The 14,063-nt window shown below is 68.8% G+C and carries 11 protein-coding genes, 1 rRNA gene, 1 pseudogene and 1 riboswitch; of the genes and pseudogenes, 1 reads left to right on the top strand and 12 read right to left on the bottom strand.

What is annotated here, in order from left to right:
- Positions 1-18: 18 nt before the first annotated feature.
- A complete protein-coding gene (gene gcvP / locus ACFYWX_RS44340; RefSeq protein ID WP_389431075.1) occupies positions 19-2,904 on the bottom strand; it encodes an aminomethyl-transferring glycine dehydrogenase in 2,886 nt (961 codons plus the stop codon).
- Positions 2,905-3,083: 179 nt separating this feature from the next.
- A riboswitch (glycine riboswitch) is annotated at positions 3,084-3,179 on the bottom strand.
- A gap of 113 nt (positions 3,180-3,292) precedes the next feature.
- Between gcvP and ACFYWX_RS44335 the strand changes: the two genes are divergently transcribed.
- Positions 3,293-3,664 (top strand): PRC-barrel domain-containing protein, encoded by a 372-nt coding sequence (locus ACFYWX_RS44335; RefSeq protein WP_389431074.1) that lies wholly within the window; start codon positions 3,293-3,295, stop codon positions 3,662-3,664.
- On the opposite strand, the pseudogene ACFYWX_RS44330 reads toward ACFYWX_RS44335, so the two are convergent.
- The 11 genes and pseudogenes from ACFYWX_RS44330 to rrf form a co-directional block, all read right to left on the bottom strand.
- Positions 3,586-5,101: pseudogene (locus tag ACFYWX_RS44330) on the bottom strand (DNA polymerase IV). The gene ACFYWX_RS44335 and the pseudogene ACFYWX_RS44330 overlap by 79 nt on opposite strands.
- 68 nt (positions 5,102-5,169) lie before the next feature.
- Positions 5,170-5,853 carry a MerR family transcriptional regulator gene (locus ACFYWX_RS44325; protein WP_389431073.1) on the bottom strand — a complete coding sequence of 228 codons (684 nt, stop codon included), beginning with the start codon at positions 5,851-5,853 and terminating at the stop codon, positions 5,170-5,172.
- Positions 5,854-6,142: 289 nt separating this feature from the next.
- A complete protein-coding gene (locus ACFYWX_RS44320) occupies positions 6,143-6,616 on the bottom strand; it encodes a bifunctional nuclease family protein (RefSeq protein WP_026253112.1) in 474 nt (157 codons plus the stop codon).
- A 106-nt stretch (positions 6,617-6,722) separates the two neighbouring features.
- Positions 6,723-7,460 (bottom strand): MerR family transcriptional regulator, encoded by a 738-nt coding sequence (locus tag ACFYWX_RS44315; protein ID WP_389431071.1) that lies wholly within the window; start codon positions 7,458-7,460, stop codon positions 6,723-6,725.
- A 42-nt stretch (positions 7,461-7,502) separates the two neighbouring features.
- Positions 7,503-8,408: an FHA domain-containing protein gene (locus tag ACFYWX_RS44310; RefSeq protein ID WP_133931701.1), complete on the bottom strand. Its 906-nt coding sequence runs from the start codon at positions 8,406-8,408 to the stop codon at positions 7,503-7,505.
- Between the two features lie 61 nt (positions 8,409-8,469).
- Complete coding sequence (locus ACFYWX_RS44305) at positions 8,470-9,303, bottom strand: DUF881 domain-containing protein (protein ID WP_389431069.1); 834 nt, start codon at positions 9,301-9,303, stop codon at positions 8,470-8,472.
- Between the two features lie 5 nt (positions 9,304-9,308).
- The gene (locus tag ACFYWX_RS44300; protein ID WP_003988855.1) at positions 9,309-9,641 is read right to left on the bottom strand and encodes a small basic family protein; all 333 of its coding nucleotides are present in this window, start codon (positions 9,639-9,641) and stop codon (positions 9,309-9,311) included.
- A complete protein-coding gene (locus ACFYWX_RS44295) occupies positions 9,638-10,543 on the bottom strand; it encodes a DUF881 domain-containing protein (RefSeq protein WP_389431068.1) in 906 nt (301 codons plus the stop codon). Before ACFYWX_RS44295 ends, ACFYWX_RS44300 begins: the two co-directional genes overlap by 4 nt.
- Positions 10,544-10,641: 98 nt before the next feature.
- The gene (locus ACFYWX_RS44290; RefSeq protein ID WP_389431067.1) at positions 10,642-13,137 is read right to left on the bottom strand and encodes a sugar phosphate nucleotidyltransferase; all 2,496 of its coding nucleotides are present in this window, start codon (positions 13,135-13,137) and stop codon (positions 10,642-10,644) included.
- A 114-nt stretch (positions 13,138-13,251) separates the two neighbouring features.
- Positions 13,252-13,860 (bottom strand): CDP-alcohol phosphatidyltransferase family protein, encoded by a 609-nt coding sequence (locus ACFYWX_RS44285; protein ID WP_389431065.1) that lies wholly within the window; start codon positions 13,858-13,860, stop codon positions 13,252-13,254.
- Positions 13,861-13,968: 108 nt separating this feature from the next.
- A 5S ribosomal RNA gene (gene rrf / locus ACFYWX_RS44280) occupies positions 13,969-14,063 on the bottom strand; the annotation flags it as partial.

Raw genomic sequence — 14,063 nt, 5'->3', positions numbered from 1 at the left:
ACGTCACTCAGTCCTCACTCAGTCCTCGTACGCGTCCAGCGGCGGGCACGAGCAGACCAGGTTCCGGTCCCCGAACGCCTGGTCGATACGGCGCACCGGCGGCCAGTACTTGTCGGCCGCCGAGACCCCGGCCGGGAACACGGCGTCGTCACGGCTGTACGCGTGCGCCCACTCCCCACCGAGCGCGGCCGCGGTGTGCGGGGCGCCCCGCAGCGGGTTGTCGTCCGCGGGCCACTCACCCGAGCCGACCTTCTCGATCTCCGCGCGAATCGCGATCATCGCCTCACAGAACCGGTCCAGCTCGGTCAGGTCCTCGGACTCGGTCGGCTCGATCATCAGCGTGCCGGCCACCGGGAACGACATCGTCGGCGCGTGGAACCCGTAGTCGATGAGCCGCTTGGCGACGTCGTCGACGCTCACACCCGTCGTCTTGGTCAGCGGCCGCAGGTCGATGATGCACTCGTGCGCGACGAGCCCGCCCGGCCCGGTGTAGAGCACGGGATAGTGCGGTTCGAGCCGCTTGGCGATGTAGTTGGCGGAGAGCACGGCCACCTGCGTGGCCCGCTTCAGCCCCTCGTCGCCCATGAGGCGCACGTACGCCCACGAGATCGGCAGGATCCCCGCGGACCCCCAGGGCGCCGCCGAGATCGGCCCCACACCCGTCTCCGGTCCGGCGGCCGGCTGCAGCGGGTGGTTCGGCAGATACGGCGCCAGGTGCGACCGCACGGCCACCGGACCGACGCCCGGACCCCCGCCACCGTGCGGGATGCAGAACGTCTTGTGCAGGTTCAGGTGCGAGACGTCACCGCCGAAGTGCCCCGGCTTGGCCAGCCCGACCAGCGCGTTGAGGTTGGCCCCGTCGACGTACACCTGACCGCCGGCCTCGTGCACCTGCGCGCAGATGTCGGCGACGTGCTCCTCGAACACCCCGTGCGTCGAGGGGTACGTGATCATCAGCACCGCCAGCTCGTCACGGTGCCGCTCGATCTTCGCCCGCAGGTCGTCGACGTCGATCTCACCGTCCTCGGCGGTCTTCACGACGACGACCTTCATGCCCGCCATCACGGCACTCGCGGCGTTGGTGCCGTGCGCGGACGACGGAATGAGGCACACCGTCCGCTGCTCGTCACCATTGGCCTGGTGGTATCCGCGTACGGCGAGCAGCCCGGCGAGTTCGCCCTGCGACCCGGCGTTGGGCTGGAGGGACACGTTGTCGTACCCGGTGACCTCGGCGAGACGTTCCTCCAGCTCCCGGATGAGCGTGAGGTAGCCCTGCGCCTGCTCGGCGGGCGCGAACGGGTGCAGCTGGCCGAACTCGGGCCAGGTGACCGGCTCCATCTCCGTGGTCGCGTTGAGCTTCATCGTGCACGAGCCGAGCGGGATCATGCCCCGGTCGAGCGCGTAGTCCCGGTCGGCCAGCCTGCGCAGGTAGCGCAGCATCGCGGTCTCGGAGCGGTACTGGTGGAAGACGGGGTGGGTCAGGACCTCGTCGGTGCGCAGCATCGCCTCCGGCAGGGAGTCCTCGGTGGCCGCGTCCAGCGCCTCGATGTCACCCTCGACCCCGAAGGCGGCCCAGACGGCACCGACCTGGGCCCGCGCGGTGGTCTCGTCGCAGGCGATCGACACGTGGTCGGCGTCGACAAGGCGCAGGTTGACCCCGTGCTCCCGGGCGGCGGCGACGATCTCGGCGGCCTTCGAGGGCACCCGCACGGTCAGCGTGTCGAAGTAGGCACCGTGCACGACCTCCACACCACCCGCCGCGAGGCCGGCGGCGAGCACGGTGGCGTACCGGTGGGTCCGCCGGGCGATCGCCCGGAGCCCCTCGGGCCCGTGGTACACGGCGTACATCCCGGCCATGACAGCGAGCAGGACCTGCGCGGTGCAGATGTTGCTGGTCGCCTTCTCCCGGCGGATGTGCTGCTCACGCGTCTGCAGCGCGAGCCGGTAGGCCCTGTTCCCGTCGGCGTCCACGGACACGCCCACGAGCCGCCCGGGCAGGCTGCGCGCGAACTTCTCGTGCACCGCCATGTATCCGGCGTGCGGCCCGCCGAACCCCATCGGCACACCGAACCGCTGCGTCGTCCCGACCGCGATGTCGGCCCCCAGCTCCCCGGGCGACGTCAGCAGCGTCAGCGCGAGCAGATCGGCGGCGACGGTGACGAGCGCGCCCAGCTGGTGCGCCTGCTCGATCAGCGGCTTGATGTCGCGTACGGCACCGGAAGCGCCCGGGTACTGGATCAGCACGCCGTTGATCTCACGCCCGGCGATCTCGGCCGGAATCCCTTCGCCGAGGTCGGCGACCACGACCTCCACACCCGTCGGCTCGGCGCGTGTCTCGATCACTGCGATCGTCTGCGGCAGCGCGTCCGCGTCGATCAGGAAGAGGCCCTTCTTGTTCTTGCCCATGCGCCGGGAGAGCGCCATGGCCTCGGCGGCGGCCGTGCCCTCGTCGAGCAGCGACGCGCCGGAGGTCGGCAGCCCGGTCAGGTCGGCGACCATGGTCTGGAAATTGAGCAGGGCTTCGAGGCGCCCCTGGGAGATCTCCGGCTGGTAGGGCGTGTAGGCGGTGTACCAGGCCGGGTTCTCCATGACGTTCCGCAGCACGACCGGCGGCGTGAAGGTGCCGTAGTACCCCAGCCCGATCATGGAATCGAGCACCTGGTTCCGATCCGCCAGGGACCGCAGCTCGGCCAGCACCTCGGCCTCGGTGCGCGCGCCCGGCAGGTCCAGCGCGTCGGCGTTCTTGATCACATCCGGGACCGCGGCGGCGGTGAGCTCGTCCAGGGAGCCATAGCCGACCTGCGCGAGCATCTTGGCCCGCGCCTCATGGTCGGGGCCGATGTGGCGCTGTTCGAAGGGAATCCCCTTCTCGAGCTCGGAGAGCGGAATGCGGTGGGCGGTCATTGCGGAGGCCTCCTGGTCTGACGCGACCTTCGAGGGGCACCACTGCACGGGTACCCGGACGGCCTCCCCCTCTGTCATCTCAACCTGAGAGCTTCACCGGATCGCCCGAAGGTCTCCGGCTTTCACCGTCGGTGAGAGCGGAAGCCGTCGACGACACCCGCCCTGCTTTCCAGAGTGACCTCGTCCGTGCGGTACGTGGGCCTGAGAGATTCCGGGGAGGATTTGCTCCTTCGGCGCCTCCGATGATGTCTGGAGGACTCTCCCGCACGGGGTCAGCAGCCGTTGTCAGCCTACCAGCGAGGTCCACGCACACGCCTTCGAGTGGCCGCCTTCTCCAATGTGCTCTTTTGTAGTGCTTACGGATGAGTTGCGAGCAAGTGGAGGGCCCGTGCTGACCGACATCGATCCGCGCAACCTGATCGGCCGCAAGGCGTTCGACCGCAACGGCACCAAGATCGGCACGATCGACGAGGTCTACCTCGACGACGCGACCGGCGTGCCCGAGTGGGCGGCCATACGCACCGGTCTCTTCTCCCGGGACGCCTTCGTCCCCCTCGAACCCAGCGAACTCATCGAGGGCACCCTGCACGTCCCCTTCGACCGCGCCCTCATCAAGGACGCCCCCGACTTCGGCGTAGGCCGCCACCTCTCCCCCGAACAAGAACTCCAGCTCTACCACCACTACGGCCTGGACCTCGCCCCACCTCCCCCCCTCCCCGACCACGACTTCGGGAAGCTGGCAGGAACAGAAGACCCCTGAGAAGGACGCACCCGGTCAGTGCCGGGCCGCACGCCCCGCCCCACCCGACGCCCCCGCACGTATCTCACCGGCACCCACAGAACCCTCGCCCCTCTCCGGCCTGCCTTGTCGCGTCACCAACGGCACCGGCTCCGCCGGCTCCAACTCGGGATCGTCAACCAGGAACGTCCGCACTCTCCCCGGCTCGGATCCCGGCGTCTCGAACCGCACAGTCACCCGCCCCACCCCACTCCCCTGCACCCACCCGGCCCCGTACTCGGCATGCCGCACGTCATGCCCCGGATGCCACCGCCGCTCAGCAGGCTCGGGCTCCCCCGCCACAACCTCACCCCGCGCCTCTTCCACCGGCTCCTCGACACTCTCCTCGGCCGCCTGCGCGAACAAATCCTCCTGTGTGTAGTCAGCGAGCCCACTGACCCCCACCCCCAGCAGCCGGACCCCACCCGTCGTGTCCACGGAGCCCAGCAACCGGCCCGCCGCCTCCCGCACCACCGCCGGATCATCCGTGGGCCCCCGCAGCGTCTCCGACCGCGTCAACGTCGAGAAGTCGTAACGCCGCACCTTCAGCACAATCGTCCGCCCCGACAACCCCGCCTCCCGCAGCCTCCGCACGCACCGGTCCGCCAGCCGCCGCACCTCCATCCCCACCCGCACCCGATCATGGATGTCGACGTCGTAGGTGTCCTCCACGGACACCGACTTCGCCTCCCGCTCGGCCACCACGGGCCGCTCGTCGTGCGCCAGCGCCATCGCGTGCAGGGCGTGCCCGTGCGCCTTCCCGAGCAGCCGTACGAGTTCGTCCTCCCCCGCCTCGGCGATCTCGTCGACCGTGGTGATCCCGGCCCGCCGCAGATGATCTCCCGTCGCGGGCCCCACTCCAGGCAACGTACGCACCGACAGCGGCCCCAGCAGCGCCCGCTCGGTCCCCGGCTCGATCACCACCAGCCCGTCCGGCTTGGCCCGCTCGGACGCGATCTTCGCGAGCATCTTGGAGGCCGCCAGCCCCACCGACCCAGTGAGCCCCGTGTAGTCACGTATGTCGGCGCGCAGCCTCGTCCCCACCAGCCGCGCGGACTCCTCGTCCCACGCCACTGCCCCGGCCTCCAGATCGACGAACGCCTCGTCCAGGCTCAGCGGCTCCACCAGCGGCGACAGCGCCCGCAGCAGCTCCATCACCTGCTCGCTGATCGACCGGTAGAACTGGAACCGCGGCACGAGATACGCGGCGTTCGGAGCGAGCCGACGCGCCTGGCCCATGGGCATCGCCGAGTGCACCCCGAAAACCCGTGCCTCGTACGAGGCGGTCGCCACCACCCCGCGCGGCCCGAGCCCACCCACGATCACGGCCTTCCCGCGCAGACTCGGCTTGGCTGCCTGCTCCGCCGAGGCGTAGAAGGCATCCATGTCGAGATGCAGGATCGTGGGCGCGGTTCTCACATCTCCGATGCTGCCCTACGCCACTGACAATGCCCTCCCGGCGCCGCCTCCGGACAACCGACGGCCCCTCAGACCGCCCGGTTACGCCGCCGCGCCAGCTCGTCCGCCGGATTGTGCCCGACAAGGGTCTCCCCCGTGTCGATCCGCTCCCCGTGCAGCTGCGACAGCGCGCTCTCCACGTCCCGCCACACCACACCGACGGCGATGCCGAAGATGCCCTGGCCGCCCTGGAGGAGCGCGTGCACCTCGTCCGGCGACGTGCACTCGTAGACCGTGGCGCCGTCACTCATCAACGTCATCCGCTCCAGATCGCGAAACCCCCGCTCACGCAGGTGCTGGACGGCGGTACGGATGTTCTGCAGCGACACCCCGGTGTCGAGGAACCTTTTGACGATCTTCAGGACGACGACGTCCCGGAAGCTGTAGAGCCGCTGCGTCCCGGAGCCGTAGGCGGGCCGCACACTCGGCTCGACGAGCCCTGTACGCGCCCAGTAATCCAGTTGCCGGTAGGTGATGCCGGCGGCCGCGCAGGCCGTCGGACCGCGGTAGCCGATCTCCTCTGACTCCATGGACGCCGCCCCTCCGCCGCTCGGCACGGCCGCCGGTCGCTGCGGTGCGTGGTCGGCCGCGCTGCCGGGGTGGGGGTACCCCCTGCTCGAGCGGAACCGAGAGCTTGGGGGAGGGTACGGACCGCTCCCCCCGGAACCGAGTCCGGGGGCACCCCCAGTCGTACCGTCGCCGCTGCTTCTCACGCCGACCTCCGTCCTTGACCTGCCTTCTCGACGGTAGGCAGTCACCAGGGGTGCGTCAACGATCGCCACACTCGGCACGCCGAGTGATAATCACCCAAGGAGTGGTTTCCCGTGCCCCACCGCGGGGAAAGGCTAGCCGAATGCCCTGAGGAGGAGCCGCAGGACGCACTCCGGCGCCGCTGGCAAATACCGGCATTTCGGTCCTGTCCGGCGGAGCGGGCCGTGGCACACGCATCATCGCGGCGAGTGCCCCGCATACACGGGGCCGCCCCGGCCGCACCGGCCCCCGCTACTGGCTGCTGGTGCCGAAGTCCTCGGGCGAGATCTGGTCGAGGAACTCGCGGAACTTCTCCACCTCGTCCTCCTGCTCGTCCGGAATCGCGATGCCCGCGTCGTCGAGCACCGTGTCGCTGCCGTAGATCGGCGTTCCGGTGCGCAGTGCGAGCGCTATGGCATCGGACGGGCGGGCGCTCACCTCGACCCCGCTGGCGAAGACCAGCTCCGCGTAGAAGACGCCCTCACGCAGGTCCGTGATGCGCACTTCGGTGAGCTCCTGGCCGACGGCCTCCAGCACGTCCTTGAACAGGTCGTGGGTCAGCGGTCGCGCGGGGGCCATGCCCTGCTGGGCGAAGGCAATGGCCGTCGCCTCCCCCGGCCCGATCCAGATGGGGAGGTAGCGGTCGCCTCCCACTTCACGCAGGAGCACGATCGGTTGGTTGGAGGGCATTTCGACCCGGACACCTACGACATCGAGCTCGTTCACACAGCAACCCTAGGCCGTGCCCGGGACGTTTGGGTAGTCGGGCCGGGATCCGGCGGCCGATCAGGCCACCCCGGCCCCTTCCGCACGGGGCCGGCGAACGGCCCGCTCAGGGCAGCCGCACCCCGAGGGCGGTCTGCACCAGCGCGGCGTGCAGCTTCACCGTGAGCCCCGCCAGCTCCTTCGTACGGGCCTCGGCGTGGGCCCTGGTCTGCGGATTGCGGTGCCGCTTCAGCGGGGCCACCACCTGGTCCACCAGCCCCGCCTCACGGTCGGCGGCGGCCTTCATCACCCGCAGGTGCCGCGGCTCGATCCCGAACCGCCCCAGCTCGACGACGAGCGCGGCCACGGTCACCGTCTCCCCGTCGTACACCCCGCCCTCCAGCGGCGTGACGAGCCCGTACGACTCCCATTCGGCGAGTTCCCGCTCGTCGATCCCGGCCGCGGCCAGCAGCTCGGCCCGCCCGATGCGGGCCGCGGTGGGCCCCTCAGAGACCTCGGCCCCGCTCTCACCGTTGCGCTGACGGCCGAGCGCGGGCAGCTGTACGGCCTCGCCGCGCTCCATGGCGTCCAGATGCTCGCGGATCACCTTGAGCGGCAGATAGTGGTCCCGCTGCATCCTCAGGACGTGGCCGAGGCGCTCAACGTCCGCGGCGCTGAACTTGCGGTACCCCGAAGGGGTCCGCTGCGGCTCGATGAGCCCCTCCGACTCCAGAAAACGGATCTTGGAGATGGTGACTTCGGGAAACTCGTCGCGCAGCCCGTTCAGCACCGTGCCGATGCTCATCAGTCCACTGTCCGCGGCGGCGGCGCCGTGCCCGGCGCCGCCCCTCGGTGTATGAAGCATGGACCTTCCCTGGGGTCCCCCCGGACGGAGTCCGGAGGAGGGTCAGTAGCCCCGCTGGCTCGCGTGGAAGACCAGCCGGTACTTGCCGATCTGCACCTCGTCCCCGTTCGACAGAGCGACCTGGTCGATCCGCTCACGGTTGACGTACGTACCGTTCAGACTGCCCACGTCGGCCACCGTGAACGAGCCGTCCGGGCTGCGCCGGAACTCCACGTGGCGGCGCGAGACCGTCACGTCGTCCAGGAAGATGTCGCTCTGCGGATGACGCCCGGCCGTGGTCAGGTCGCCGTCCAGGAGGAAGCGGCTGCCCGAATTGGGGCCGCGACGCACGACCAGCAGCGCGGACCCCAGCGGCAGGGCGTCCACGGCGGCCTGCGCCTCCGGAGAAAGCGCCGGAAGCTGCGTCTGGCCAGTGGCCTCGGAGTCGTAGGCCTCGAGGCCGGAGATGGAGATCGTGGAGGTCGTCTCCGACGCGCGCTCGGGGGCGACTCCCGGCCGCAGCGGAGCACCGCAGTTGGAACAGAAGCGGCTGTTCTCCGCGTTGCGGTTACCGCACCTCGTACACACCAGGGCCGACATAGGGGAAAACCCTCCACCCGTACTTGAGGTTGACGGTTGCCCGAAACCTATGCCTCCGGACTGGGCAGGGTCAACAGACGGCGCGCCCTGACCTCCGGAAATGTCACCACCCGGACCACCGACCTGGTCCCGGAACAGCGGCCGCTGGCCCTCCGCGTCGGGCTGTGCGCGATGACGAGCGGTGGCGTTGTCACTGCCCTCTCGCGCGCTCTTGCCGAACAACTTCGCAAACAACTTCACGGGCGATTCCCCTTGACCGAAACAGACCCGCCCGTGGGGCAGGACGAACCCTGACTGAATACACCGGCCGACCCGGACATCCTCACAACGTCCGTATCCACCAGACAGTTTCCACCACGCACCACCCATTCGGTGCGCCGACCCCCCGCAACCTCATGCCCCCGTCGGACGGCCCCCATGCACCCCCGGTTCACTGGGAGGACGACCGAGCGTAGTCAGGCTGCTTCGCCGCCCGCAAGGCGTCCACAACGATCTTGGTCGACCGCTCGACGGCGACGGTGGCCTGCTCCTTCTCGAGAGTCTGCACCACACCTCCAGGGATGTTGAGTGCCGGTTCGAGATCCTGTGACTTGCCGATGACCTTGAAACGATAGGGCGCGGTGATCTTGTTCCCGTCGACGCTCACGCTCTTGCCGGAATCCGTCAGATACGTGTCGGCGACGACGCGCACGCCGTTCACCTGGATCGCCTCCGCGCCGGCCGCGCGCAACTCCTGGATCGCGTCGAGCAGCATGTCCGCCTCGACCGTCCCCTTCGTGTCGTCGATGGTCATCGTGATGCCGGGGCCCTGCGCCCCCACCGTGCCCGCAAGAATGCCGAGTTGCCGCTCCTTCTCGACCGTCTGCTTGCGGGCCTCCTCGGCCTGGTCGGAGCTGTTCTCCAGCTCCTGGCGCTGCTTCTCGAGCCCCGCCTTCTCGTCCTCAAGACGCTGCGTACGGTCATCCAGTTCATCGAGGATGCGCACGAGATCTTCCTGACGCGCACCGCGCAGCGCGCTGTCGCCGTCGCTGTTGGACGCCACCTGGACGGCCAGACCGAAGCCGAGGCCGAACAGGAGCAGGGCGACGATGAGTTGGGCCCGGGTGACCCGCGGCGGCCACAGCCCCTGCGCCAGCCGCTGCCGCCCGGTCAGTCCGGGCTTGGCCGCCTCCTCGGAGGCGGCCTCCTCCGCTTCGGCCGCGGGCACCTCTTCGGGCAGTTCCTTGCGCAGCCTGTTCTCGGCCGTCTCGTCCTTGTCGCTCATCGGCCTCACGCCCGGAAGACGTGCCGGCGGATCGCGGCGGCGTTGGAGAAGATGCGGATGCCGAGGACGACCACGACACCGGTGGACAGCTGGGCACCCACGCCCAACTTGTCGCCCAGGAACACGATCAGTGCGGCCACCACCACGTTCGACAGGAACGACACCACGAAGACCTTGTCGTCGAAGATCCCGTCGAGCATGGCCCGCAGACCTCCGAAAACGGCGTCGAGCGCCGCGACGACGGCGATCGGCAGATAAGGCTCGACGACCGCCGGAACCTCAGGCCGGACCAACAGGCCGGCCACGACTCCCACGACGAGGCCCAGTACGGCGATCACGATGTGCCCTTCTCAGTTCTCGGCTGTGCTGTACGTACGATCACACTCGGGGCGGCCGGCAGCCGGAGGTCGTCCTCCGTGGAGATCCCGGTCCGGATGCCGTAGCTCTCCTGCAGGGCGTGCAGATAGAGACCGTCGGCGCTGTTCTGGAACCTGGTGCTCAACCGCTGCCCGTTCCCCACCGCCAGCACCGTGTACGGCGGCACCAGCGGCTTGTTGTCGACCAGTATCGCGTCACCCGCGGCCCTGATCGCCGACAGCGCCGTCAGCCGCTGCCCGTTGATGGAGATGGCCTCCGCGCCCGACTCCCACAGCCCGTTGACCACGCGCTGCATGTCCCGGTCGCGCACGCGTCCGGTGTCGGAGAAACCGGACGTCTCGCGCGGGTCGCCGTCACCGCCCGTGGTGGCTTCCTTGGCGTCGTTCACGACCAGTTTCACACCGGGGCCGTGCACCTCGACGGCGCCCGACAGGATGCCCACCAGCTCCGCCTGGTCGCCGCCTCCGCTCTGCTTCAGCGCCTCCCGCTGCCGCGCGCTGACGTCGCCGCGCAGCTTGTCGACGCTGCCTTCGAGCTTCTCCGCCGCCTCGGTCTCCCGGTCGATCCGGTCGATCAGCTCTTCGCGCTCCTTGGCAACGACAGGAGCCGCCACCCGCGCCTGCGCCGCTCCCACGGTCACCACGAGGGCCGCGAGGACAAGGCCGGCGGCCAGGCCGAGCTTCGCTCTCAGTGTCTTCGGCAGCCCGCCCTCGCCCGCGGCCTTCTTCCGGGCCGCGGCCTCGGCATAGCCGTCGTCGAGGCTGTGGTCCATGACGTTGGTGAGCAGCGACATGGACGCGTCCGGCCGCGAGGGGCGCGTGGGTGTGCTCCGAACGGGGGGCTGCTGCGGCATGCCGCACATCGTCGCACGTCGCGACCACTACCTCCGAATGGCCCCACCGGCGTGCCGGACCGGCCCCCTTGAGGACACTTGTCCGGCACGCACGCGTGCAGTGTGTTTCAGCGCCCCGCGCTGTCCACGACCGCCGACCACTCGTCGAGCAGTGCCTGGGCGGACGCGTCGTCCGGCCCCTCCGCCCACAGGTGGGTGACCGCCTCAGCCGGGTCCGGCAGCACCATCACCCAGCGCCCGTCGGTCTCCACCACCCGCACGCCGTCCGTGGTGTCCACGAAGCGATCTCCGGCCGCCTCGACGACCCGCCGCATCACGAGCCCCTTGACGGCCCACGGGGTCGCCAGATCCCGCTTCAGGACGTGCGCACGCGGAATCCTCGCGTCGATCTGGCTCAGCGTGAGCTGCGTCCGCGCCACCAATCCGATCAACCGCACGAACGCCGCCGTACCGTCGAAGACACTGCTGAACTCCGGGACGATGAACCCGCCCCTGCCGTCGCCGCCGAAGATGGTCGCCTCGTCCCGCCCGACGCGCGTCAGATCGTCGGGAGACGTGGTCGTCCACTCGACCTGGGTTCCGTGATACGCCGCCACCTGCTCGGCGATCCTCGTGGTGGTCACCGGAAGCGCCACCCGGCCACTGCGGCGCTCCGCGGCCACGAGGTCGAGCATCACCAGCAGGGCCCGGTCGTCCTCGACGATCCGCCCCTTCTCGTCGACGAGCGACAGCCGCTCACCGACAGGGTCGAACCGCACCCCGAACGCCGCCCGCGAGGAGGCCACGATCTCCCCGAGCCGCACCAGCCCCGAGCGCCGCATATCAGCGCTCTCGGTCGGCCGGGACTCGTCGAGACCGGGGTTGACGGTCAGCGAGTCGACACCGAGCTTGCCGAGCAGACTGGGCAGAACCAGACCCGCACTGCCGTTCGAGGCATCCACGACGACCTTGAGCCCGGAATCGGCGATCCCGGTCGTGTCGACGTTCCGCAGCAGCGACCCGGTGTACGAGTCGAACACGCTCGCCGGGAAGTGCAGGTCGCCGATCTCCCCCGGGAACGCCCGCCGGTACTCCTGCCGCGCGAACACCCGGTCCAGCTTCCGCTGGCTGGCCTGCGACAGGTCGGCGCCCTGCCCGTCGAAGAACATGATGTCCACGGAGTCCGGCACCCCGGGCGAGGTCCGGATCATGATCCCGCCGGCACTGCCCCGCGCGGTCTGCTGCCGCGCCACGGGCAGCGGTACGTTCTCCAGGTCCCGTACGTCGATAGCGCTGGCCTGGAGCGCCGAGATGACCGCCCGCTTCAGGGCCCGCGCGCCACGGGAGTGGTCACGGGCCGTGGTAACGGTGGAGCCCTTCTTGAGCGTCGTCGCGTAGGCACCGGCGAGCCGCACCGCGAGTTCCGGCGTGATCTCGACGTTCAGGATGCCGGTCACGCCCCGAGCACCGAAGAGATTGGCCTGCCCCCTCGACTCCCAGATCACCGAGGTGTTGACGAAGGCGCCGGCCTCGATGGTCTTGAACGGGTAGACCCGGACATTGCCCTGCACGATCGATTCTTCACCGATCAGGCACTCGTCACCGATGACGGCGCCGTCCTCGATCCGGGCCGCACGCATGATGTCGGTGTTCTTTCCGACCACGCAGCCTCGCAGATTGCTGTGCTGACCGATATATACGTTGTCGCCCACCACGGCCTTGTGCAGAAAGGCCCCGCTCTTCACGACGACGTTGGAGCCGACGATGGTGTGCTCACGAATCTCGGCCCCGGCCTCGACCTTCGCGTAATCACCGATGTAGAGCGGCCCGCGGAGCTCGGCGTCAGGGTGCACCTCGGCCCCTTCGGCCACCCAGACTCCCGGCGAGATCTCGAAGCCGTCGATCTCCACGTCGACCTTGCCTTCGAGCACGTCGGCCTGTGCCTTCACATAGCTCTCGTGCGTGCCGACGTCCTCCCAGTACCCCTCGGCGACGAAGCCGTAGACCGGCTTCCCCTCCTTCATCAACTGCGGGAAGACATCTCCGGACCAGTCGACGGGCACGTCGGGCTCGACATAGTCGAACACTTCGGGCTCCATGACGTAGATACCCGTGTTGACGGTGTCCGAGAAGACCTGCCCCCAGGTCGGCTTCTCGAGGAAGCGCTCGACCTTGCCTTCCTCGTCGACGATCGTGATGCCGAATTCCAGCGGATTGGGTACACGCGTCAGACAGACGGTGACCAGCGCACCCTTTTCTTTGTGGAAATTGATCAGCTCGGTGAGGTCGAAGTCCGTCAGGGCATCACCGGAGATGACCAGGAAGGCATCATCCTTCAACGCCTCCTCGGCGTTCTTGACACTTCCGGCGGTACCGAGTGGCTTCTCCTCATTGGCATACGTGAGCTCCATTCCGAGCTCTTCGCCGTCACCGAAGTAGTTCTTGACCAGTGACGCCAGGAACTGCACAGTTACGACGGTCTCATTGAGCCCATGCCTTTTGAGCAGCCGCAGAACGTGCTCCATGATCGGCCGGTTGGCCACCGGCAGGAGCGGCTTGGGCATGCTCGAGGTCATAGGACGAAGGCGCGTGCCTTCGCCTCCGGCCATCACGACGGCCTTCATGTCGGAAGCGTCCTCCTAAGAAGAGACGACGGTCTAGCCGACTTCACCCGTCCAGATTGTCCCGCATTTTTCCGCTGCGGGCCATCGAGCCACTGCTACCGCGAATCGGCGGGGTCAGTCGGCCATGGCGTCCGCACGGACCAGGCGGCGGACTTGTACCACGTAGAGGACTCCTGCCCACCAGTACAGCGTTGTACCCCATCCGGCGAACGCCCATCCGAAAATAGCAGCGAGTGACGCGATCCATCCACTTCCGTCACTCAGGAGCAGGAGCGGGAAGGCGTACATCAGGTTGAAGGTGGCGGCCTTCCCCAGGAAGTTCACCTGGGGCGGCGGATAGCCGTGCCGTCTGAGGATGCCCACCATCACCAGCAGAACCAGTTCTCGCGCCAGAAGTGCAGCGGTCAACCAGATTGGCAGAATCTCCCGCCAGGTAAGACCGACCAATGTCGAGAGAATGTAGAGCCGGTCGGCCGCCGGGTCGAGGAGCCGGCCGAGGCTGCTGATCTGGTTCCAGTGCCGCGCGAGCTTGCCGTCCAGGTAGTCACTGACTCCGCTCAACATGAGCACGAGCAGCGCCCAACCGTCGCTCTTCGGCCCCCCGAACTCGGGCCTGAGGATCAGCCACAGGAAGAGCGGCACGCCAACGAGCCGCGCCATGCTGAGGATGTTCGGGATGGTGAGGACCCGGTCTGTCTGGACGCGGGTCTCCTGGACCTCCACCCGGGAGCCTCCTGTGGGAAACGTGCCAACGATGCCCCCTGACCCTACCTCAACGCAAAAAGCTCCGGCTCTTGGGCTGTGGGCCCAAGAGCCGGAGCTCTAAAGGTAGTTCGGCGGCGTCCTACTCTCCCACAGGGTCCCCCCTGCAGTACCATCGGCGCTGTGAGGCTTAGCTTCCGGGTTCGAAATGTAACCGGGCGTTT

The sequence above is a fragment of the Streptomyces sp. NPDC002888 genome, assembly GCF_042888465.1.
GTDB lineage: Bacteria > Actinomycetota > Actinomycetes > Streptomycetales > Streptomycetaceae > Streptomyces.
The sequence above is the reverse complement of the archived record's forward strand: the minus strand, read 5'-3'. Positions and strand labels throughout refer to the sequence as shown.